The 21,516-nt window shown below is 48.3% G+C and carries 34 protein-coding genes; 20 read left to right on the top strand and 14 right to left on the bottom strand.

The features are described 5' to 3' along the window. Position 1 precedes the first annotated feature (1 nt). The 13 genes from INT19_RS12970 to INT19_RS12915 form a co-directional block, all read right to left on the bottom strand. Positions 2-1,003: an ATPase, T2SS/T4P/T4SS family gene (locus INT19_RS12970; RefSeq protein ID WP_193061076.1), complete on the bottom strand. Its 1,002-nt coding sequence runs from the start codon at positions 1,001-1,003 to the stop codon at positions 2-4. After that, positions 1,003-2,172 carry a TrbI/VirB10 family protein gene (locus tag INT19_RS12965; protein WP_193061075.1) on the bottom strand — a complete coding sequence of 390 codons (1,170 nt, stop codon included), beginning with the start codon at positions 2,170-2,172 and terminating at the stop codon, positions 1,003-1,005. Before INT19_RS12965 ends, INT19_RS12970 begins: the two co-directional genes overlap by 1 nt. Then, complete coding sequence (locus INT19_RS12960) at positions 2,165-3,052, bottom strand: TrbG/VirB9 family P-type conjugative transfer protein (protein WP_193061074.1); 888 nt, start codon at positions 3,050-3,052, stop codon at positions 2,165-2,167. Before INT19_RS12960 ends, INT19_RS12965 begins: the two co-directional genes overlap by 8 nt. Positions 3,053-3,065: 13 nt before the next feature. Continuing rightward, positions 3,066-3,812: a virB8 family protein gene (locus INT19_RS12955; protein WP_193061073.1), complete on the bottom strand. Its 747-nt coding sequence runs from the start codon at positions 3,810-3,812 to the stop codon at positions 3,066-3,068. Then, on the bottom strand, positions 3,812-3,958 hold the full coding sequence (locus INT19_RS19875) for a hypothetical protein (protein ID WP_446719027.1): 147 nt from the start codon (positions 3,956-3,958) through the stop codon (positions 3,812-3,814). The genes INT19_RS12955 and INT19_RS19875 overlap by 1 nt, the downstream gene beginning before the upstream one ends. Positions 3,959-4,103: 145 nt before the next feature. After that, positions 4,104-5,135 carry a type IV secretion system protein gene (locus INT19_RS12950; RefSeq protein WP_193061072.1) on the bottom strand — a complete coding sequence of 344 codons (1,032 nt, stop codon included), beginning with the start codon at positions 5,133-5,135 and terminating at the stop codon, positions 4,104-4,106. Positions 5,136-5,169: 34 nt separating this feature from the next. Continuing rightward, positions 5,170-5,409 carry an EexN family lipoprotein gene (locus INT19_RS12945; protein ID WP_193061071.1) on the bottom strand — a complete coding sequence of 80 codons (240 nt, stop codon included), beginning with the start codon at positions 5,407-5,409 and terminating at the stop codon, positions 5,170-5,172. Between the two features lie 29 nt (positions 5,410-5,438). Beyond that, entirely contained in the window at positions 5,439-6,107 is a 669-nt protein-coding gene (locus tag INT19_RS12940) for a type IV secretion system protein (RefSeq protein WP_193061070.1), read from the bottom strand. Continuing rightward, positions 6,104-8,689, bottom strand: coding sequence for a VirB4 family type IV secretion/conjugal transfer ATPase (locus tag INT19_RS12935; RefSeq protein ID WP_193061069.1), 2,586 nt, complete (start codon positions 8,687-8,689; stop codon positions 6,104-6,106). The genes INT19_RS12940 and INT19_RS12935 overlap by 4 nt, the downstream gene beginning before the upstream one ends. After that, positions 8,677-9,027, bottom strand: coding sequence for a VirB3 family type IV secretion system protein (locus tag INT19_RS12930; RefSeq protein ID WP_193061068.1), 351 nt, complete (start codon positions 9,025-9,027; stop codon positions 8,677-8,679). Before INT19_RS12930 ends, INT19_RS12935 begins: the two co-directional genes overlap by 13 nt. Positions 9,028-9,045: 18 nt before the next feature. Continuing rightward, positions 9,046-9,324 (bottom strand): TrbC/VirB2 family protein, encoded by a 279-nt coding sequence (locus INT19_RS12925; protein ID WP_193061067.1) that lies wholly within the window; start codon positions 9,322-9,324, stop codon positions 9,046-9,048. After that, positions 9,311-9,613 carry a hypothetical protein gene (locus INT19_RS12920; protein WP_226924628.1) on the bottom strand — a complete coding sequence of 101 codons (303 nt, stop codon included), beginning with the start codon at positions 9,611-9,613 and terminating at the stop codon, positions 9,311-9,313. The genes INT19_RS12925 and INT19_RS12920 overlap by 14 nt, the downstream gene beginning before the upstream one ends. Positions 9,614-9,626: 13 nt before the next feature. Beyond that, complete coding sequence (locus INT19_RS12915) at positions 9,627-10,277, bottom strand: lytic transglycosylase domain-containing protein (protein ID WP_193061065.1); 651 nt, start codon at positions 10,275-10,277, stop codon at positions 9,627-9,629. 220 nt (positions 10,278-10,497) lie between these two features. Between INT19_RS12915 and INT19_RS12910 the strand changes: the two genes are divergently transcribed. The 19 genes from INT19_RS12910 to INT19_RS12830 all read left to right on the top strand — a co-directional run bounded on the left by INT19_RS12910 (position 10,498) and on the right by INT19_RS12830 (position 20,108). Continuing rightward, on the top strand, positions 10,498-10,701 hold the full coding sequence (locus INT19_RS12910) for an H-NS family nucleoid-associated regulatory protein (RefSeq protein WP_319022195.1): 204 nt from the start codon (positions 10,498-10,500) through the stop codon (positions 10,699-10,701). After that, positions 10,694-11,134: a hypothetical protein gene (locus INT19_RS12905; RefSeq protein WP_193061063.1), complete on the top strand. Its 441-nt coding sequence runs from the start codon at positions 10,694-10,696 to the stop codon at positions 11,132-11,134. The genes INT19_RS12910 and INT19_RS12905 overlap by 8 nt, the downstream gene beginning before the upstream one ends. Positions 11,135-11,541: 407 nt before the next feature. Next, positions 11,542-12,159 (top strand): restriction endonuclease, encoded by a 618-nt coding sequence (locus tag INT19_RS12900; protein ID WP_193061062.1) that lies wholly within the window; start codon positions 11,542-11,544, stop codon positions 12,157-12,159. Positions 12,160-12,168: 9 nt separating this feature from the next. Continuing rightward, complete coding sequence (locus INT19_RS12895; RefSeq protein ID WP_193061061.1) at positions 12,169-13,011, top strand: helix-turn-helix domain-containing protein; 843 nt, start codon at positions 12,169-12,171, stop codon at positions 13,009-13,011. Between the two features lie 238 nt (positions 13,012-13,249). Further along, positions 13,250-13,903, top strand: a complete 654-nt coding sequence (locus INT19_RS12890) for a recombinase family protein (protein ID WP_193061060.1) — start codon at positions 13,250-13,252, stop codon at positions 13,901-13,903. After that, positions 13,890-15,020, top strand: coding sequence for a replication protein RepA (locus tag INT19_RS12885; RefSeq protein WP_193061059.1), 1,131 nt, complete (start codon positions 13,890-13,892; stop codon positions 15,018-15,020). Before INT19_RS12890 ends, INT19_RS12885 begins: the two co-directional genes overlap by 14 nt. Positions 15,021-15,587: 567 nt before the next feature. Then, a complete protein-coding gene (locus INT19_RS12880) occupies positions 15,588-15,899 on the top strand; it encodes a hypothetical protein (RefSeq protein WP_193061058.1) in 312 nt (103 codons plus the stop codon). 170 nt (positions 15,900-16,069) lie between these two features. Further along, positions 16,070-16,303, top strand: a complete 234-nt coding sequence (locus INT19_RS12875) for a hypothetical protein (protein WP_193061057.1) — start codon at positions 16,070-16,072, stop codon at positions 16,301-16,303. A gap of 12 nt (positions 16,304-16,315) precedes the next feature. Continuing rightward, complete coding sequence (locus INT19_RS12870) at positions 16,316-16,498, top strand: hypothetical protein (protein ID WP_193061056.1); 183 nt, start codon at positions 16,316-16,318, stop codon at positions 16,496-16,498. A gap of 12 nt (positions 16,499-16,510) precedes the next feature. Next, complete coding sequence (locus tag INT19_RS19670) at positions 16,511-16,645, top strand: hypothetical protein (RefSeq protein ID WP_264299266.1); 135 nt, start codon at positions 16,511-16,513, stop codon at positions 16,643-16,645. Between the two features lie 19 nt (positions 16,646-16,664). Further along, entirely contained in the window at positions 16,665-16,937 is a 273-nt protein-coding gene (locus tag INT19_RS12865; RefSeq protein ID WP_193061055.1) for a hypothetical protein, read from the top strand. A 20-nt stretch (positions 16,938-16,957) separates the two neighbouring features. Further along, entirely contained in the window at positions 16,958-17,245 is a 288-nt protein-coding gene (locus INT19_RS19505; RefSeq protein ID WP_226924624.1) for a hypothetical protein, read from the top strand. A gap of 102 nt (positions 17,246-17,347) precedes the next feature. Next, positions 17,348-17,749, top strand: a complete 402-nt coding sequence (locus INT19_RS12860; RefSeq protein ID WP_193061054.1) for a hypothetical protein — start codon at positions 17,348-17,350, stop codon at positions 17,747-17,749. Between the two features lie 278 nt (positions 17,750-18,027). After that, positions 18,028-18,402 (top strand): hypothetical protein, encoded by a 375-nt coding sequence (locus INT19_RS12855; RefSeq protein WP_193061053.1) that lies wholly within the window; start codon positions 18,028-18,030, stop codon positions 18,400-18,402. Positions 18,403-18,407: 5 nt separating this feature from the next. Further along, positions 18,408-18,629, top strand: a complete 222-nt coding sequence (locus INT19_RS12850; protein ID WP_193061052.1) for a hypothetical protein — start codon at positions 18,408-18,410, stop codon at positions 18,627-18,629. A 12-nt stretch (positions 18,630-18,641) separates the two neighbouring features. After that, entirely contained in the window at positions 18,642-18,977 is a 336-nt protein-coding gene (locus INT19_RS12845; RefSeq protein ID WP_193061051.1) for a recombinase family protein, read from the top strand. A 24-nt stretch (positions 18,978-19,001) separates the two neighbouring features. Continuing rightward, positions 19,002-19,322, top strand: a complete 321-nt coding sequence (locus INT19_RS12840) for a hypothetical protein (RefSeq protein WP_193061050.1) — start codon at positions 19,002-19,004, stop codon at positions 19,320-19,322. 64 nt (positions 19,323-19,386) lie between these two features. Beyond that, positions 19,387-19,575 carry a hypothetical protein gene (locus tag INT19_RS12835; protein WP_193061049.1) on the top strand — a complete coding sequence of 63 codons (189 nt, stop codon included), beginning with the start codon at positions 19,387-19,389 and terminating at the stop codon, positions 19,573-19,575. Positions 19,576-19,772: 197 nt separating this feature from the next. Continuing rightward, positions 19,773-20,108 (top strand): hypothetical protein, encoded by a 336-nt coding sequence (locus INT19_RS12830; protein ID WP_193061048.1) that lies wholly within the window; start codon positions 19,773-19,775, stop codon positions 20,106-20,108. A gap of 77 nt (positions 20,109-20,185) precedes the next feature. Here the strand turns inward: INT19_RS12830 and korA are convergent, their stop codons facing one another. Beyond that, positions 20,186-20,485, bottom strand: a complete 300-nt coding sequence (gene korA, locus INT19_RS12825; protein ID WP_193061047.1) for a KorA family transcriptional regulator — start codon at positions 20,483-20,485, stop codon at positions 20,186-20,188. 671 nt (positions 20,486-21,156) lie between these two features. Here korA and INT19_RS12820 point away from each other — a divergent pair. Then, a complete protein-coding gene (locus tag INT19_RS12820; RefSeq protein WP_193061046.1) occupies positions 21,157-21,444 on the top strand; it encodes an H-NS family nucleoid-associated regulatory protein in 288 nt (95 codons plus the stop codon). Positions 21,445-21,516: the final 72 nt, after the last annotated feature.

The following is a 21,516-nucleotide window of genomic DNA, read 5'->3' as shown; positions in this document are numbered from 1 at the left end:
TTCAAGATGCGCCAATCATCATTTTTTTCTTAAATTCAGGGTCATAAAGCACCTCGACAATATTGTAATGTTCCATATAAACAACCACATCGAGCGTGGTGTGTATGGTGTGCATTATCAAATCATAATCGAGCGCCTGGCCCACTACCGATTGTTTAACTAGCTGCGCTATACGCGCGGGAGTATCGAATGCCGAAGAGGCATGGACAGAAAAGATACTCCCCCCATGGCCGCTCTTTCCCGCGGTTAAATAGTCCCATGCGGCATCATCACGCAACTCGGTCAAAATGATTCGGTCGGGAGTTAACCGCATACACGCTTTAATACATTCAGAAGGGGTAAGCCGCCCCTCCTGCCCCTTTTCGCCGTACAGCATAAAACCAATCTCTTCCTGGGTATCATCCGCCACCGGCTCATGGACGTCTTCCAGAACGATAATACGCTCGCTTCTTGGGATCTCGCCCATAAGGCTGCGGGTAAACGTACTCTTCCCGCTGCCGGTAGTGCCAGCGATAGCGATATTGCGCTTTGACTTTACGGCTAGCCTCATAAACTCAACAAAATTACGTTCTTCTAGTAGGCTAAGCAGCTTATGCTCAAACTCCTGGAGCCCTTGCTCGGACTCAATTTTCATGTTGCTGGTAGTGCTAAAACGGCCTTGTTGATCCAGATCCTCTAACGAGAGCATTACAGGTAAGTGTTTACGAATTGCCACCAGAAGCGTGTCGTTAATAACAGCAGGCGGCAAGACAAAAATACACCGCGAGCCATCGGGCAATATGACGTTGTTGATAGCCTTACGCGGGAGCTGGTTCATACTTAGAAGCGATGAAAGCAGGTTATGTATATATACTGGCGATATCGCTAAATTTTCTTTGATAACCCGCCCTTGGCGGGTATCAAGCACTATTTGAAAGTAACGATTGATGCGTATTTCAATCACATTGTCATCATCAAGATATTCTTGAAGCGGGCGGAGGTTGGACGATACATGACGGCTCATTACTTAACCTCAAGACGGTAAACGTCGCTAAAATCAAGATCGTGAGAAACGTAGATAATGACCGGCTGCCCCTGCGGTGTGTAGAGGGTAGGGGGAATGTCCATATTGGCACGTAAAACCTCTTGCGCGAGCTGATCGACCGTATCTGACGTATTATCCAGGTTAATCGTTGTGTCGCTTGATGAGCTGCTCGCTGCCAGGTGTGAAAACGCTGCTTCGCTAGCATCCCCAAAAACAGAAACTGCCATAGCGCTTCCAAAACGTTCCCAAAAGTAGTTGTTGACTTGACCACCGACACCAGCAGCGCCTAGTGGGCCAGCGCCTGCACTATCAAGCTGGATGGTCACATGATCTGGGTTTCTTGCACGCTGCCAGGCTACAAAAACGCGGGCCTGACCTCGCGAAATGCCCCCCTCCACCAAGCCGGTCACGTGAGCGCCGGGATCGATGAGGCGAACCTTGTTATCCGCCCCATAAACAGGTCGGCTAACCTGGCACGACACTTGGCCAGGCACAGTAGTATCAAGCTCTGAAACCGTGCCGCATGGAATAGCCGTTCCCGCGGGTATGGTTAATGTCGGGTTTTCAAGGATTGATGCCTGAATGCGTCTAGGAGACCCGCTATTGAGGCGGTCTGTAAATGCGTTGCCGGCATCCCCGGCTCCGCCGGCCATTCCTCCGAGGAGACCTTGGCCACCGCCACCGCTGCTAGAAACCTGCTGAGCGCTTCCGCCAGGTGTGGAGGAAAAACCACTAAGTCGGCGGGCCATGGTGCGCTGCTCAGGCGTCAGCTCTTCCTCTTCGGTTGTTTCTTCCTCTGGCAATGACCAGGATGGCTCTGGCGTCGCTTGGGGCGCTTCTGGCGGCGTTATAGGTTCTATTGCAACGGGTGCCGATGGTTCCGGCTCCTCGGCTGCAGGTGGGGCATTCGGAAACCGGTAGCTGGGTACCGATACTTCACTGGCACCCATATCGCCTGCCGCCGGTTCTTCGTTCTTCTCCCGCAGCGCCTGAATAATCACAAACGCCACGAGACCTAGTACGAAGAGCAACAATATAAAGATGAACGCCTTCAAGCCAGCGATGCGGCGCGTCTTGGAGGACGAGAACCCCCCCCGGTCATCAAAACCCCCATCGATGACTTCATCAAGATTAACGTCATTACTCATCTTCGCCCCCAGTATTAATAACTCGACGGACATTAGGGGAGGTAGTGCCGTCCGCATGACCACCGATTGAAGGGTTATAGCCATCATTAATGATGCCAATGACTTGATCGCCGTAGCGGACACGCCATTCACGCGCAACACCACTCGCCCGTATAACGTTGTTATAGGGGCCTTCTACGGTCACATTGACCAAAGTTTCCTCACCGTTAGAGTCGATGCGATAAACCACGGGTAAAGCCGAATTTTGGGGGAATTTAAACCATGTTTGTGTGTAATCGTCCCACACGTTCAGCGGTGCTATATCTTGCGCATCTTCAGCGTTGGAACGCCGATAACGCATATTTACCGGGGCATTGGAATCCCGTTGACTCAAAGCCTCATCTAATCGCATACGTTCGCGCTCTTGTCGCTGTTTCTCTTCATCCTCAAGGGGGTACTCAAAGCGAACGCCGACAGTCGCAGCGCGCATTGTCCATGGGTTTTCTATAAAGCGCTCTACCTGTTGACCATCCTCCTCAATGGTGTAACTACCGATATAATTGAGTAAGAAGTGATACACGCGGCGATCGGTAACGATCGTCAAATTCGTATTGGCATCCTGGGCCATGGGCCGCACGAAATAGTTATTTTCGACATTAGAGAACGCCCATCCCCCTTCTTCACCAAACGCATGAGTGATGTACTCCTCATTCGGGGCTACACGTATATGCGTTGCAATGCCCACAACCCCATCTAAACGCACTGTATCCAGCTCGTTATAAGTCACAGTCCTAATGCGGTAGTCATAGGGCGACACAGAACCATCATCGACGGCCATGGCCGGAAGGGAAACTAGGCACGTTCCAGCAGCTAACAAGCAGCGATAGATTGTATATTTCATGGCGTTCTCCTTGTTAACGCGGGCCGAGCATTTCAGGCTGCACTTCGTACCCACGAACACGGAAGCCAAGCGGGTTAACCTCGCGCTGAGTAGATGTCATCGTGCTGTTGGGGTAGTGGTAATTGATTTGGGCTATCCAATACTCAACGGGGTCTGGCCTGCTGCGAGAAAGATCGCGAACTTGAGTGTTAAACCTGACTGTGGCCGTGCCCGGATTACTTTCATTGGGTATTACGGAGGTCACATTCACACGAATAGTTCGACTGTCACCCCAGCGAACATCAAGGCCAGAATCACCACCGAACTGATCAGCATACTCAGCACCAACCTGCCGTGATGACATAAGCATTACAGTGTCGTAATGCTCTTGCTGGTTGAAGAAGTTGTATGTCTCGCGAGCAACCACATACCGGGAAAGCCAATAACGATCTAAAGCTGTCCCATAGCTAATCTCTTCTCTCATTAACGTAACCGTGCTTACTTCGCCCGTATCATCGTTAATGGTTAATAGGTTTGGAGGTAATGGCTGGCTGTAGCGATAAATTAAAATGGCCATCACCAGTAAGCAACCTATGGTAATAGCACTGGATACCTTCGCTACCGACCAGGCTCTTGAACGGCTCTTATATGCCTCACCGATGATTTCCGCTTCTAGCGTATTGCGCTCTGATAGGTATTGCTTCCAATCATCTTTTTTTATTTTTTCTTGTTTTTCCTTGGGTGGTTTAGATTTACCCACCTCTTTGTTAGTCCCCAGCATTATTCGCTCTCCTGCTCTGAATCAGTGCTGTACAAATCGTAAAGCTCAGGAGGCACAGATTGATTGACGTTAACTAAACGGCTCATATCGGGCTCTGGGGCCGCTTTATGTGTAGTGCCGCACCCAGTAAGCAGTAACACAGCCATTAAACTCAGCAGGGCCAAGAAGACCTTCATTTCCGTCTCTCCAAGAGTAAAATTTACACTATCAGTATTAGACAAGAAAATCGGATTTTCAAGTCTAATTGGCAATCAAACAAGCGAAAGCGCCCTAGGGCGCTCTATTCCGGTATTAGCGACGGGCGTATTTTAAATTGCTAGCACTGTTGCCAGCATTGCCGCCAGTGTTACCACCCTTTCCGCCCTCACCAGCACCAGGGATGGCTTGGGCACCGGGTATTTGCCCAGTTGGCGAAGGGCCGTCGGGTGTGGGGTCTGGTTTGGGAGGAGGGGGCGCAGGGCCACTGCCTTTACCGGAGGAGGAAGAAGGCAAGAAACCTAATAGGGATGATGCAATGCCGCCGCCCCATGAAGAAGCTAAGCCAGGTAGTTTTAGTGTGGCCACGACTGCGGCAACGCCCAAAATGCCACTTGATAAAATACCGTCCCAATACGGCAGCTTTTCGTCACGAACATCAGCCAATACCACTTCAAAAAACGACATTAGGAAAGACAACACAGCAGCAAGCAATACCATTAGAAGCGCGTAGTTAATAGCCGATCCAATCCATTTACTGAACAAGCCCTTGGTGGATTTAAACAGCAAGAGGAAAATGAAAGCAGGCCCAAACGCGACCGTAACGGCTAGTAGCACTTTGGCAACAAGGATGTAGGCTAACGTCAGCCCACACACCACTATCAAAATAGTGGCGAACATCGCCGCCAAAAAATAAGGCCCCCAATTTCGCCAGTTACCATCTGCAGAGAGATCAACGATAATGGCCAAACCAGCCTGTATGGCATTATCTACCAGGTCTGTTATATTTTCTGCCGAGATACCCGTTCCTACCAGTAAGGCAGTGGACATTTCCTCCGGGAGCCCCATTATCATCGAAGCAAGTTCCGACTGATAAAAGCCCCCGGCCGTTGCAAATGAACTAATCATCGCAATACCAACAAACCGCTTTAACAGGTCGCTAAGCGGCTCCCCGGATGGACTGACCATCATCATAAGGCCTTGCAACATTAACGACATGGTTAACGCTATAGTCACAAGTGGCACAGCAGTTGTGACAACATTCCCAACCGCACTGGTAACGAATAGGTCGACTACGTCCTCAATTTGTGAAGACAAAATGGCGCCTAACTCCATATCCAAAGCCATATCTATTCCCCTGTCCGAAGCACCGCTTTAGAGATCATCGTGTTATACGGAGCGACGACCTTTCCTCTCCATTATTGCCACCTGTTGCGCGAATATTAAACGCGGCTTGGCGTGCATTTTCGCAATTAATAGAAACCTCATCTTTACGGCATTCCTCTAATTTTTCCTCTCTCTCGTCTGTATGTTCCATCCACCATTCAACTGGTTTCGCGTCTTCCTGGCAGGCGGCTAACAGGGGAAATAACGCGATACAGGTCATCCACTTAGCTTTCATAATTCTCTCCTTGAAATGAGGTGCAAAAATTATCGAACAAGACGCAGCTGAGACGACTCGCCTTCGTCGCCGGTAGCTCTGCGATGAAAAGACTCATAGCTTTCTCTTTCGAGAATTTCAGTTTCTGCCTTACTCAGCATTGATAGATTGTTCAAGCGCATACTATTGGCTTCAATGGCCCCTTGAGAGGTCTGAATGCGAGCCTGAAGATCCTGGACTTCGCGCTGCGTGTCAGCCGTTTGAATCCGCGCCGCAAGATCCTGCATTTCGCGAAGTTCGCGATTATTGTTGTCGTAAATCTCTTGCAGCATGGCCAAGTTCGCGGCCTCATGTTCACGTTGACGCTGGGCAATATGTTCAGAGGCTTCGCTCGGCGTCATGCTCTCTAGACTGCTATTCCGGTCTTCCAGAATCTCCCGACCGGGCGCCCCATATTTCCCAGATGGGCCCATTGCCCCACCCCAGTTTTCAGGCATAGCCCCTTCAAGATCGCGGAAAAACTGATCTCCCATTCCCGACAAGCCTTCAGTCATATTGCGAACCATTTCCTGCTGCTCTTGAAGTTGCTTTTCAAGCTCAACCAATTGTTCGCCCATACGAAAAATAGCGTCTACGTCAATAGTCGGTATTTGAGCGTGGGCAGGGCCACTTACAGCGAGACAAGCCACTACTGCAACTATAAGTCGAGGTGCTTTCATGATTCTCTCCAGTAGGTTTTTAACCACGTTTTCGGGTCATTGGTGCCTAGTCGTTTAATAATGCGTTCGCATTCATCGGCTCCATCGGGCGTACCCGACAGAATGCTAATTTCTTTATCCATCCCAGATAAATCCAACGATGCCACCGTCGCCATGCTGCCTTGCTTAACCAAAAAATGACGGCTTCCCTCTGGTATATTGACCACCTCCTGGTATTCGGAAGGCGTGAGCTTCATCCGATGAACATAATCGTTATAGTCAGCTTCTGGATTCTCTAAGAGAATTTTTGTTGCCACGGCCTGATTGACCGTTTTACCTATGCGGCTATCTAAGGCGTCGTTCGGCTCCTGTGTTGAAAACACGTAGACCACATCACGCTTACGGTCTGTTTTAAGACCCCGCTTAATTTCAACGTCCATGATCGGGTCATCGAGATAAGTAGAGAACTCATCAAACACTTTTATAACGTGTCGTGAGCCGTCTACGGCCTTGCGCATCCGAAACAACAAGTACATAAGCATCGGGGCGCGTGTTTCGGGTGCAGGTTCGCCCTTTTCGACCAGAAAATCGGTGATATCGAAAGCTTGAATATCATGATCTAGTGATAGTTCATCGACTGGATTATCAAACAGCCAACCGTACTCCCCCCCTTGGCACCAGGGGGCAAGCAGCGAGGACAAAGTAGCTTCGTTGCCATACACAATAGGAGCGGGCAAGTGAGCCTGTACCGCTGTCAAAGTCCGCTCTGATTTTTCAAAGTACGAACCTTCCCCCATTACAGCATCCACCGCTTTTGACAGCTCATCGCGGTCGTTGCTGCCGAGCTTTGCGTTTAGCCGGATCTCGCACAGAGTCGTAACTAAGCGCTTAACAAACGATATATTGAGCGGAGTAGGGTCTAGCTGAAGGGGTTGATACCCGCTTGGCAGGCCTTCATTAATGACCTGGTAATACCCCCCCAAGGCCATGACCATTTGCTGCATGCCGCGATCACGGTCAAACATAAAGATACGCGGATTGTATTTGGTAGCTTGAGCTACGATCATATTAAGTAGGGTAGTTTTACCGGCGCCTGTTTTGCCCAGAATCAACGTATGGCCATTGGGTCGTTTGCCGGTAGCGTCAACGTGGCGAGGCGTAGAGTGCAGATTTAAGTAAAAGGGCGTGCCGCTGCTCGTCTTCAACGTCATTAATGCCGGGCCCCAGGGGTTACCTGTAACCTTGCCGGTGTGGACGTTGTGGAACGATGCCAGGCTGAAGAGATTGTCACTTGTCAAAACAGCTGGCCGAGGGGCGAGCGTTTTATTACCTGGCAACATCGCATAGTAAGCAGCTTCAGAGGCCATGCCTATTGGGCCTGCCATCACACCGCACGAAGCAAATAAGTTTCTTGCATCGCGTGACTTTTGCGTTGCTTGCTTCAGCGAATCGGCATAAACGAATAATGTGCAATGGTGCCACCCACTGGCAAAGTGAGCAGACGCAGCCCCATCAGCAGCCCGCCTGAGTGCTGCTTGCTGGCTTTCCGATAAGTCTTTTGTTTCTTCCAGTTGCTCTAACGCTTTTTTATAGAAGGTTTTAGAGGCAGGCTGACTCATGCATATAAAAGAGTGCGTCAGTATAAATTCAAAGGGCGCGCTTAATAGCGAATTAAACTGCCCTGGCTCTGTGTCTTCGTCGTCAAAATCAATTAGCTCGACACCAGCCATATAGGTGTTCTGAGCTTCAGAGCGCACTTGTAAAACGTCACCCCATAAGGCTGTGACGACACGGCTAGTAGAGAGGTAGTTTTTAATCAAGCTTCGGCAAACAGGAACCTGATTCCATTCACCATTCAAAAGAAAGCCCAAAAACTCTAGTGCACTAGAATACGTATGAACATTCCCCTTGGGGGTGGGCATTTTGGGTGTAGTTCCCAGACTATTGAAGTACGCTTCTTCGCCCTCTTCTTCAATATCGGCTTGATCATCGGCTTCCAGATCTTCTGCAAAGCGATGCTCTTTATTGCCTTCAGAGTCCATGTAGTATATGCCCAACCGCTGGGGTTGGTAGCTCTTCAGCATTCCAAACAACTGATATGCGATATCTTCCAGTCGCGCCATGGAATCGTGGCGTTGTTCTATACGCTCTTGCCTTGATAGCTTCTCAAACCTCGATAAGGTTTTTTGAGTAGTATCGCCAATCGGGCGGTAAATGATGGTCAAGTAAAAATCATTGACCATTAATGGGGTGTCTTTAAATTTTTCCTGGTAAGAGCTGGTTAGGCGTTGAACAAAATAGCCGCCACTCCCCTTTATAAAGGGCATTTGCTCCAGTTCTTTATGATGATGATGAATGTAGATTTCAACATGCTCGTTCCCTAGCTGCCGGAGACGCGCAGATAGGTCTCTAACCCACCGTATCAACTCTTGGTCGGAAGCTGATAGGTGCGTCCTTCCATCCACTTTGAATATGGTCATAACACCACCATCTTCAAGAGATATGATGGTGTCAGAAACATGGTGACAATAGGGTATGAAACGACCGTCGCTTTGTTCTGCTAAAAAAGCCATTGGCCGACGATCATGTTTTAGCGCTTCCATCCGTCTTCCTCCCAGCGGCCCCGACCACGCAAATATGTCGAACCCTTCCAGTGTTGATAAGGCGTTTTAATGTCCCGTCCATAGCGCCGGGTTTGTCCAGTAGATCTAAGAATGTTCAACACTTTGGTTGTAAACCACAGCCCTAAAATTCGAAAAATCTGAGGGTCGTAGCGGCAAAGGCTCCAACAAACCGACCACATACCGGCGAGCAGCGCGAGTGCCCAAAGATGAAGGTGCATAAACGACGTCGCCGAGACCATAAAAATGATGATGGCCACATTACGGGGAACCCCGCCAACCATGGCGGGGCGACGTCCTCCTTTGAAGACTTTGAACATATCCTCTCCCAACTGCGGTTATATAAATAAGCCGACAATGTACGAGGCAGAACCAATAATAATAAGCCCCAGTGCCACACGAAGAGCGATGTCCATGCGGCCCATGCCAAAGCACAAGCCAAGACCAATCACAATAACTGCCAATGTTGCAGCCAGAGGTATCCAAGTAGTGATCCAAGTTTCAAGTGCCCCCAACCCTGAAGAAGCGGTGTCCACTTGAGCGAAGGCAGGGGATGCCATTAGCAAAGCTAAAACGGCAAAGGTTAGTGTGAAGCGTGTAGCTTTAATCAGCATCATTTTGGTTGCTCCTGTATTGAATATCGGCGTCTGTAGCAGAGATAGTGCAGTGGTAAATTTTCAGATCATTTCGCATCCATTCGATCAACCGGTTAAGTTCTACCCATTTCTTCACCTCCTCCCTTTCAGTGACCCTAAGACTGCATTTGAATGGCTCGCCTGTATCACGCTTCAAATCAAAAATAGGAACCCATTCATTTTCAGAAAGGCGTTGTATATCAACCCCCTTCACGAACCCTCGTTCATACTCTATAAGCAGATGCTTTTGGGTTATAAGAAAAACCTTCACGAGCTGATCACCTTTAATTAAATGCACCCGGAGGCGCTGTATCGAAAGCATCACTGGCAGCGCTACTAAAGACGTCAGACATTATATAGGATTCATTATCATTAGGGTGGGCTAACTGCTGAATTGGCTGTTTAATTAAAGAGCTTTCTTGCTCGTCCGGGTTGGAGCCCGGCTGCCCCACAATTAACCGAGGAACTACTTGATCCTGCGCTGCCACACGTTCAATGCGACTCACATAGCCATTATTGAAACCACGTTCAAAAGAGCCGGTGTTGTAGCATGACAGCGCCATACGAAGTGCTTGTTGCTCATCGGGGTTTCTGCGTAAAGCCCGATGATAACAGTCCTCAAGCACGACAGCGCCTTGCCCGATGTTTTTGCATGGATCAAGCAACTCCTCTGCTGAAACCCCCAGCCCTTCGAAATTTGAAGAGTTAATCTGAGCCACCCCTATGTCGAAATTGTGGCCTGCCTGCTCCAAGCTCCCAATAGCTTCTAGTGCTTCAGCAGGATTGGTAGGCTGCCGCTCTAATTGAGGCGATCCATAGTTGACGTTTATCGCGTACTGTCGATTACTTGATTCATGTGCAACGATATACGCGAGCGTTTTATGATCTACGCTCGGCGCACACTGAGCCGCCAGCTGCTCAATCTCACTCGACACAGGAGATCCATTAGCCATAGCTAGGTTTTGATGACTGACGGCAGCTATGACACTAACCACTAGCCGCAATCTTATTTTTTTGCTCCGCACCACGTTACCCCTTGAAATTCAGATTTTGCGTGCTAATGTAATCGTATAAGGAACAAGCACAATGTCAAGTCCTAAAAACCGGACTTCCAAAAAAAAGAGGTCGCCTAACGGTAATGAGCCAAGGATTCCAGTGACCAAAATTGAATTTGTACCGTTGAACGCTCAAGCCCAGGCTGGCAAGACCTCGGCAAAAGCGAAGTATCAAGACCCTGAGAACCCTTTCCATACATGGACAGGAGTGGGAACCCGCCCGAAGTGGCTAAGGCAATACCTAGACCAAGGGCGTCAACTTGATGAATTTGCAATTCACACTGAAGGAGGAGGGGATGGGTAAGGTCGTAAAATTTGAACGACTTCAGCCACACGCTTCAGAAGAAGAAAATGCTTTATATAGGAGTGCCCCAAGGGGCACTCCTAACCCCATAAAAGCAAATTTTCTTATTCGGATTTTAGCGTATATTGGCAAGTTTTTTAAGCGGACTTTGCTATTGATCGCTCGGTCAATTGTAAGCAGGCTGTACAGTGCGTTAACAATAATACAAAGCCTGTTTGTAGCGCTGAGCAAGCTGGTTTGCTTGGTCGTTACTGTTTTAATTGCTTATCAATTTTTCGCTACTGACTCCCCTGACTATCAACTCATTGCTTCAACGGCAACTGTTTACCCAGCAGCCTTCGTAGCTTGTTCGCTTTACGATGCTTTTTTGAACCTAGCCCACTTAGGTAAGCACAAAGCGGATAACGCTATAGCGAGAGGCCTGGGCCGATGAAAATTGATAAGATCGCAAACACACCTCATCATCGAATCACACACTAAAGGAAACAAACAAATGAAGAAAGCCGCAAGCATGTTGATTGGAGCAATTTCCATTAGCGTATTAGCTGGGTGCGCTACCACGGAAAGCGTGGGAAATTTAGAAAATCGGGTGGGACAGTTAGAAAACCAAGTTCGTATATTAGAAACAAGGGCTGTGAGCAACAGCGACACCGCCGCCGAAGTCGGTTATTACTGCTACATGAACGGTGTTAGGTACACAGAGGGGGCGGTCTTAGGTAGCCAGAAATGCAAGAGAACCGGGATAATAGTCGGCGGTGACCCTAAGCTGCAATGGCGCCCAAACAACTAAACACAGTATCAAGAGGCCGGTATAACCGGCCTTTTTTAATAGGTCAATAAATGTTCGACAACCCTTTCTTATCGCAGCTTCTATCCTCTTGGCACCCTTTAGCGGTAATGGCTTCGACGCTATTACTGGCGGTGTGTATTAAATTATTAGCACCCAAAAAAAGAAGATGGCGGCAGAAAACTGCAAAGCGCGTCCTGATACGGCTACAGGCTTTAGACAGCACACCCCAAAAAATTGCCTACCTGCGTAATCCGGCACGAGTAGATCCTTTCGTCTTTGAAGAGCTTATTCTCGAAGCTTTTGAGCGGCGAGGTTGTCGTGTGAAACGAAATGAGCGTTATACCGGGGATGGTGGCATAGATGGAAAATTTTGGATTAACAAACAGCTCTACTTAGTACAGGCTAAACGTTATTCAGGCCACATCAACGCCGCTCACGTAAGAGAGTTTGTGGCGCTGATCGAGCAGCACCGGTGCAAAGGGATTTTTGTTCACACTGGGCGAACAGGCAAGATGGCAAGAGAAATCGCAAAGCAGCACCCAGACGTAACAATTATAAGCGGGGAAAGACTAATCCAGCTAGTTACGCCCAAGAGAAACCCTATTGAAGCAACGACACCCCCTAATGCAGCCACGAAAATGCAGAATGATTTAGAAACTCTAGGATAGGTAAATTTCATGGAAAAGCTGCCGAATTTTAATGCTAAGAGCACTCCGTTATTGCGAAGCAATCCGTACCGCTGGGTGGCAGTATGGATTGAAAAGAATGGAACAAAGCAAGAAGAGGATTTTATATTTGAAGGGCCAGAGGCGCCTTACACCGCTTCACGAAGAGCCTACAAGGCAGCCAGCGAACTACAGCACGCTATGCGCCTGCGCGAAAACAATGCTTTCGGAAAAGAACTGTTTAATCTTATCACTGATAGCAGTGACACCCCCCACTCTTTCGCTAAATCTCACCAAAGTAAAAAAACCTCAGACCCCCAAAGGCCTACTACTCAGATTGAATATAAAAGCAACAATGAAGAAAAGAAAATCTCTGGGCTTCAGTACCAGAAGGCGCGAAAGTTTTTAATGCTTACTCGCGAAGATATGGCCCACGAGACAGGTTTAAGTATCACGTCGATTTTTAAAATTGAGAAGGGGATAGCAAACCCCAGGCGCTCAACGCTAGCTAGAATAGAAGATTTTTTTAAGAAATATAAGATTATATTCAACAACGATGGCAAGACATTCCAGCAGGTCATTGACTTAAAAGAAATTAGAATCTCAAGCAACACGAGCGCTCGCTCTGCCGATTACTTCAAAAGTCACATATCTGAACACCTATTAAAATTTATTCGCTTAAATTGTCTCAGCACAGGAAAGGGTACTTCTACTTTCAATATGAGCTATCGGGAAATTGAAATTTTGCTCGACCAAAACCTGAGCGAATTATCACTTGAATGGCTGCTTGAGCTGGCAGATCAGTTAAATTTTGAGATTAGCTTAAACATGAAGATACCCTACAAGATGGTGTAGAGCCTAACCAGATCATACGGCCTGGCCAGGCGCCATAGAACACACCAGGCCGATTGCGTCGCGTAGCCCGCAAGTGTCGCGCAAACGATCATTTATGGAACAGTGAAAGGCGCGACCAAGGAATGCGGCTTTCACTGGAATAAAAGTGTTTCGATTGCCATCCCAATTGACTTATCCCGATAACCTGACAAAATCTAGTTATGGAACACTTCGGCTTACCTTGAAGCACAGGTCATTTATGAAAGATCGAGAAGATAGGCAGACGCTGGACGTAATCAGCGGAGGATTGAAATTAGGGTACGCCAGGGTATCAACAGACGACCAAGAGCTATTGTTACAACATGACGCGCTTAAAGAAGCAGGCTGCGCTGAGATTTACGACGACAAAATCAGTGGCAAGAAGAAGGAGCGACCAGGCTTAGATAATGTCATGAAGGCTCTACGCCCAGGAGACTCCTTGGTCGTGTGGCGGCTAGACCGGCTGGGCCGTTCTTTGCAACACCTCGTTGAAATCATTAATGACCTTGAAGCGCGTAATGTCCGGCTCGAAATTTTAGTTGAAGCCATTGATACCAGAACTGCTAGTGGGCGAATGATTGCCGGTATTTTCGGAGCGCTGGCTGAGTATCAAGCCAACCTCATTCGTGAAAACACTATCGCTGGATTACGCGCCGCAGCACGACAAGGACGAAAAGGCGGAAGAAAAACAATCATGACTCCCGCCAAGAAAAAACAAGCAAGGACGCTGCTACTGAGCGGTGAATCTGCAAGTGATGTAGCTAAGGCGCTTAATGTTGGCCGAACCACTCTATATAGAAACGTGCCTGTTGGAGCCATTCACGAAGAGCGCATCAAGTTAATAGCAGAAGGGCTTTTAAATGAGCACAAATAGCAATGATACTGCCCTGCCTTTTGACGAGGCGGCGTATCGGGACATATTAATCAAAGGCGGTGCGTCGTATGAAGTAGCTACAGACGTAGCACGGCTTTACGCGCAGCAGCACAGTCAAAAGGGCTCCCCTGCCCAGAGCAATTTAGCACTGGTTGGTAGCGACGAAGAAAAAAAACCAGACGACGCAGACTCCCCCGCTCTACCAGGTAAGGCTAAAAAGATTAAACCCTTGAGCAAGCGCGGCCACCAGCTTATTAATACAGGGCTATTAATCGCAGAAAACCCTCCCACCGATAAAGACAAAACCTATATGCACTCAATCATGTGCCAGATAGGTTTGCCTCGATCTAAAGTTGATGGGACAGAATTTGAAAGAACCAGCGGTAATGCCGGAATCTATATTCATGCCGGTAAAATATGGGACGGTAAAAAATTTGTTCAGCAGCCTATCCCCTATGGCCCTATGCCACGCCTGGTCATGGCCTACCTCAATACTCAGGCTCTTAGAACGAAAAGCCCCATAATCGATGTTGGCGATAGTTCAAGTCAGTTCATGAAGCAGCTGGGCTATAAAGTGACAGGTGGTAAAAATGGGACGATACCGTCCTTCAGGCGTCAGGTCATGGCCTTGTCCGCGTGTAGCATGACGTTAGGATTTACCACCGCGAACAGCGCTATTACTTACGATGGGAAGCCAATTGCAAAATTTGAGGCATGGTTATCTGATAGTGATGGCCAGAAAGCCCTCTGGCCAGGTGAAATAACGTTCAGCCAAGAGTATTTCACTACCCTGTGTGATCACGCCGTACCGCTCGACCTGCGCGCACTAAACGAGCTGTCAGGCAGCGCACTAGCAATGGATACTTACGCCATGCTGGCCGACAGGCTTCACCGCATTAATGGCAGCCATCTATTTTTGAGGTGGGCCAATCTAAGGGCTCAATTTGGGCAAGAGTACAAAGGTAAGGACGGCGCTAAAACTTTCAAAGATAGCTTTCTACTAGCGTTAAAAAAGGTGCAGGCTGTCTACCCCCAGGCAGACGTAAAGCATGTGAGAGGCGGCGTCCTCATGAAAGCCAGTCCACCCCCCATACCCCCTAAGCAGCTAAAGGGATGAAAAGCCGGCCTTCGGGCCGGTTTTTTTTGCCTCAAGCAGCTACGCATAATCACCCCCCTTTTCTGCTTTTAATTTATAAAAAACAAATTCTTACAAACAATAAGGAAATGCTATTCTAATTCCTGCAGATAAGCGGGTAAAAAAAGTTATCCACGCATAATCACCCCCCCTTGCTACGCATAATCACCCCCCTTTTGCTACGCATAATCACCCCCCTTTTGGCACGCATAATCACCCCCCCTTGCTACGCATAATCACCCCCCCCCTAACCCTATAGTTTTTGCCTTTAGGTTTTCCTGTAGTTTTTCCTATAAATTTATACCTATAGCTACCCCCGTAAGGGTGTGAATAATGAGCTATTCTCACCGCTCACCAAAATGCGGAGAAGGGGAAAATTTAGAGTAAGAAAAACGAAAAAACCCCAGAGCAAAGCCCTGGGGTTAATTCGTGTATCGTTCAGTCGGCAAACCTACTGGATACAGACGGTAGAAGTTAACGCAAGAGTCGATAAACACTGCCCTAACTGTTAATTATATTACGACAGCAGAAAAACAAGGGCAAGGCAGCATGCGACCCGAAACAGCTATCAGGGTGATTTTCTCGAAAGCAGACCCCTATACAAAGCAGACCAAAACACTCTCTTATGCAGAATTTGACGTGCAGGGGCTCGGCATTGAATGGATTGAAGGGCAGGATGTGCGAAATTCACCACCTGTACGCTTACCAAGCCCAATAGAACCAGGCGCGTTAATTGACCTCTATGTAGCCTTTAGCGGCGCTGTCGTAGCATCTGAGAGCGAGAAAGGACTAACCTCGCTGTTTGATACTCCTGTCGTTATTGTTACGGATCTTATGACTGTTCAACTTCTCAAAACATAACCCCATGTTGATCATGAAGGTGGTGCGGCGCGGTTTGGTGCGGTAGCGGCGGTCGAAGATCGAGGAGCCGGTGCCTGGTTGCTATCGCGGTGTGTCATGCACTCGCTTCGCTCGCCAGCATCCCATTTTGGTCAACAGCGGCCACTGGTTGCGACTACCCATATCCCTACATGCGCGAGGCACGTGTCATTGGGGAGCTACCTTTAGCAGCTCGACGCACTGCACTAGATGCAGCAATTACCACAGTTGGTAATGAGTGTGGGCTGACGGCCAGCAAGCCGCTTAGCTTTGGCTTGCCTGTATTTGAGGCATTTGGATTGAATCGTCGTGAAGCCAGCCGCCACGCTCATTCTAAGCTGCTACTGACACAAGGCTCAGATTTGAGCCTTGAATACGCCAACTGATAGGAAACCACGATGGCCATTAACGAGAATATCGAAAATTACCAAGCCGGTGCTGTAACAGCATTGTCCTATATGGCTGACGGAGGCGCGCCAAAGTGGCTGGTAATGGGGGTCGCTGAAACTATGGATTTGTCATTTGATGATATAGACGAATCTGACCGCGAAAGGCTGGTTCAAGCCTACGGTGAAATCTAAAGGGAAAAGCCCATGATTCTCGCTTACTTATTGATAGCGCTCGGCATGGTGACGTTTGGTAATTCATTAGTGGTCAAAATGGGGTGGGGTGTCGCCATTGGGGCTGTTATATCAGGCGCTCTTTCAGCACTAATGCACATTTGGTAGATAAATAGGAAAACATTATATGAGTGGGTTCTCAGCAGAATACTTGGCAGAGGTCGAAGCGGGCATGAAATTGGTGACAGAAACCCGAGAGCGCCTTGAGGGCGTTGAGCAATTGCTGGATCAAAAGCCTACGGCAGATACGATTAAAGCAATGCTTAAACAACTCGGTTTGTGTGCTGAGTATGTAACAGAGTGTGAGGGATTCGGGGCAATCATGCCACATGACTCCGACGAGCTGCGTGAAAAGTATATGACGCTAGCTCAGCAGGCTGCGGGCTGGGTTGAGCTTTAACTGATATAGGAAACGCCGATATGTGGAGAAACTGTACTGTACTGATAATAACCATCATGGCAAGTGTGCAGGCTAACGCTACAGCTTTCCCATGCACATTATGCGGTGGTGAGCGGGAGCTGGTTAGAGAGAAAATACACTGTGAACAAGGTTATTACCGCGTGAATTTTAGAACGCAAACGATGATATATAGCTTGCCTCTTTGGCAGGATGAAATGCCTATTGAATGTGTGGAGGGAGAACTGCCGAATGAAAAGGCGGTTTCGGCGGCTATGGAAGCGATAAAACAACACTTTCCGGGCGAATAGTAAGCGTCCTGGTTTATATAGGAATAGCACCGTACCTGCTAAAAGTTCGTGCGCACGAAATCCCCCCGAGCGGGAACAGTAAAAATAGGAAAAGTGACTGCAATGAAAAGCGATGATCCAAAAGACTTCACGTTAGAGGCTGGACGCTTGCTGTGTTTTGTCGGTCGAGTAGCAATAGCCATTCGTATGAACAGCCCATACAACGGACTCTATAATGTTGACGATCCCAGCCATGCCGCAGATGTTATGTGGCTCGCCGACTGCTTGCATGAATATGAGCGCTTGGGCGCTGCACTCCAAGAGTCGAATCTGCCAGCTATCGAAGAAGCGTGTAATGAGCTTCTGCACAGCTACAAAGATTATGAGCGCACTGATACTCACTACAAGTCACAACCAGCCCCCACATTCGAGCGACAAAGCCTCTTTACGCTTAGCGAGGGCTGCGAGATTTTAACTGCAATCCGTGACAAGGCCCGCGTCGCCATCAGCGAGAATAACTGTTAAAGAAAAGGAGAAAAATATGACTGCAAGCATAATAGCGGGAACAGGGGTTGCTCTAGCCGGACTTATGTCGATGTTTGTTTTGCTCAATCTAATAGAAAAATGTTCCAACAAGAAAATAAAGAACCCGCTTTAGCGGGTTCTTTATTGATAATAAATCTATTAAATTGCATTGCAATTAAGATTTATTTTTGAGATACTAGCTGTGTCGGGAGGCCGACACTGGAACAACACGGCGGCAACCGTGCCAGTCAGTCACTTTAACGGTAGGAGTTCAGACCATGCCCCATTACGTAGTCAGTGCTTGTGACAACATGATTAAGCGTTCTGACAAGACGGATTTTTTCAAACTGGCGGAAGTCGTTTCAAGCCACACAAGCCTTGAAACGGCACGCAGTAGAAAGGACAAACTAAACAAGCAATCCTCTTCGCTGAACGGTTTTACGATCATTGAAACCCCCCTCAAGCTGATCAAGGGAGAAGCCTACCCCGAAGAGCTGGCGTTGGCCCAAGAACAGGAGCGCGAGCTAGAGGCTATTAACCTGCTTAGTGCGTTGTGGGAGAGCGGCTTGCAAGTCAGCAATCAATTGTTGCAGCGCTATTCCAGCCAATTAGCAGCCCTAGAACTGACCTACGAAGACCTAGTGGAAAAGTGACCGCAATGAAAAACGATAATAACGATGTTTTCAAACGTGCCGCCGAGGCATCCGCTAAGCGCTATCCACCCCTGATTCAGGTAGCGTATCAAGATTTGACCAAGCTGAAGCGCATTTATCCAAAAGCAGACACATCACAGCTAGCAGCTCAAGAGAGTGATGCAGAAGCGGTCAAAGCTAATTGCCAGGTAAAAATCCAGCTAGGCACCAAAGACCCGAACCAATAGGAAAAGCCCCTAATGAGTAAATCACTGGTCGGATATGCCCGAGTCTCTACCGCAGGTCAGAATATCGAACCGCAGTTTGAGGCACTACGCGATGCCGGTTGTACATCAATATTCTCTGACACAGCCGGAGAATCAGAATCAGAGTGGCCCCAGCTTGATGCCGCCCTGCTTTCATTGAATGCAGGTGACACCCTAGTCGTTGTTAGCCTTGACCGACTTGGCCGCACTGAGGGAAGGCTTCTGCATATCAGCTCTACGGTAGAACAATGCGGGGGTTATATCGAGAGCTTAAAAGAGGGGACGGTAAGCCCTGCACAGCTACGCATCTACCTCCGTTTGCAATACTAAAACCATAGGAAAAGAGGTGTAGTCATGGCTAAGTTATTGGAACATGAAGCGGTAAAAGTCGAGGCAGCACAGGCAGCGCTACAAGCGAAACTGCCAGGTATTGATAGCCCATCCTATGTTGCTTTTGTGGTGTGGCTTCCTGCTTCTGATGAATTTCTTCACAAGCATGACAAAAACAATGATGCGACTGTCTACCAATGGGTCAAGGGTATACCTGCTGCTGCAAAATGGTTTCCCAGGTTAAAAAGAGCAAAAGCGATAGCAGCCGAAAAAGAAGGTGCTGTGGTGGCCGTACTCCTTGAAACGGAAAAACAGTACATGGCCATGGAATTAGAAAATAGTTAAAGGAAAGGCCGCAGGCTCAACAGGGCTTTAAGATAGTTGATTAAAACTTAAATGGAGAAAGGAAATGCGAACCAAACTTTTAGGAATGCTTCTGCTGCTGGCCTTGATCGGTGTGATTTTCGGAGTAGGAACCTACCTGGCTGCCAATGGTACGTTCGAGCAGCGTTGGGTGTGGGTAGGTGTAGGTATGATTTCTTTAGTAATTCTGTGCGCTACAGCTTGTCGTAGCGTGTTCAGTTCACGCCGCAATTGATTAAGGAGAATACCATGGGTTTTGGCGTCCATTCCTGGCACTCGGGGATTGGTGAGTTTCTAAATTTGTTATTATTTATAGGGATTCCGCTAATATTAGGTATTTTAATTTATAGGCCAATTAATGCTTGGATTAAAGAAAGACGCAAGAAAAACTCACATTGAAACTGAAAGCATAAATTAATAGGAAAATCCGATATGAAGATGCTCAGCGCTACGTTATGTGCTGCCGTGACCCTAATTCCCCCATGGGCTATCGCACAGGAGAGCGCTGATGCGATTAGTGTTATCACTGTGAATAGCTTGCGAATACAAGGTCAGCCCGTTGTTTTAAAAGAGGAAGCTAGCGACTGTTTATTTTTTGGAGATCTTGCCCATACCGGTAACGTGCATATCCAAATCAAAGTGTGTAAAAAAGATGACGGAACACTGCTTTCTGCATATTACCCAGCGATAGCGGAGGTAGAAACGCTGCCAGTGATAGAGGGAATTCGTTTATCTCTACGTGAAGATTGGACGACTCCTCGTAATTAGGAGTGATTCCAGTGACTACCAACGCAAAACGCCCCACCGTCATTAAGCAGTGGGGCGTTTCGTTCTCACCAAGCTACCTACTCGGTAGCTTCAACACCATCCCCGCTTGCGTGGGAAACATCTTCATCATGCAGCACAAAGGTGCCTTGCCGAACCCCCCTTTCTGATAAAAATCTAAACAATCGTCGTGGATCTGCCCAGGTTCTTAGCTCTCCTTGCTGTGTCGATAGCGTGTATTCTTCAAGTTTTCGGCTTAATGGCTCTGCTGCTTTAAACGTGAAATACCACTGTCTGTCTGAACGTCTAATGACTTCTATATCAGCAGCTTCTCGGTTTTCGAATGCAACATCTACGCTGTGCTGTTGTATTTTTTTCATTACAGGGCTCGTGGGGCAAGGGGGCACGCATTGTAGCGACACCGAACATTTACTGAAATGCCCCCCCTCTCCTAGCTTATAGCGCTTCCCCTGAGCGAGAGAAGTAGTAAATGGGCCCCATTGGCTCGCCATCCACCAATATCGATACGTAGTAGTCTGTTCGTGTGCATCCCCATGGTTCCGCGCCTCTTTCGTCGCTATGGTGGATACACGGTTGCCCTCTTACATGGCGAGCGGGCAAAGTATCATATCTGGCGCAAGTTGGTTCGTTATAGACGTCTACGTAAGAGGCGCACTGATAAGCTCGCGGTATATAAGCTGCTACGCCCGACGCTCCCTTTACGTTGCTGGGAGTTCCCCGCCCTTCTAACATGCAGTCTGACAACGGTGGTAGAGGCGATTTTCCATCCTTCACTCTATCTAGCATCGCTCGATGCGGTGGGGAGCACTCTGAGGGAGCAAAACCACCTGGTGCGCAAATCCAAATAGCGCATTCTTCTTCTGATGCAGCGTAGGCATTCTGTGATAGCAGTGAGATAGTTCCGATCACCGCAGCGGCCAGGGTATATCGCATAAGACATTCCTCATTAGGATGAATTTTTGATCAAACTTGCAACTTTAAATCATTATTAAGCCAAGTTTGAATCTAGTCAAGAATAGTGGAAAAGCCAATGACGCGATTGAATATACAAAAAATGTCTACAGAGCAGCTGACCGAACTGATGCAAAGAATTAATGCCGAGTTGGAGCATAGAGCGCTTGAAGCTGAGCCAAAGAGCGCGTTAGACGCCGATAATGACGCCGATAATGCTGACGTTACCGGCGGGGTGGCTTATAGAAACCCAGACGATCCCTGGCAAGTTTGGCGGCCTGGGCGGGGCAGGCGACCCAATTGGGTGAATGAGTGGCTAGAAAGCGGTAGGAAGCTTGAAGAGCTTGAGGATGGAGACGCTAAGTGAAATCGTGTCGTAATTTGAGCCTGCCACCGCTACCGCGCTTGCTGGACGACGCCCCAGGGCCAAGGTCAACCC

The organism is Halomonas sp. 3A7M (assembly GCF_014897875.1).
Classification (GTDB): Bacteria; Pseudomonadota; Gammaproteobacteria; order Pseudomonadales; family Halomonadaceae; genus Vreelandella.
The sequence above is the reverse complement of the archived record's forward strand: the minus strand, read 5'-3'. Positions and strand labels throughout refer to the sequence as shown.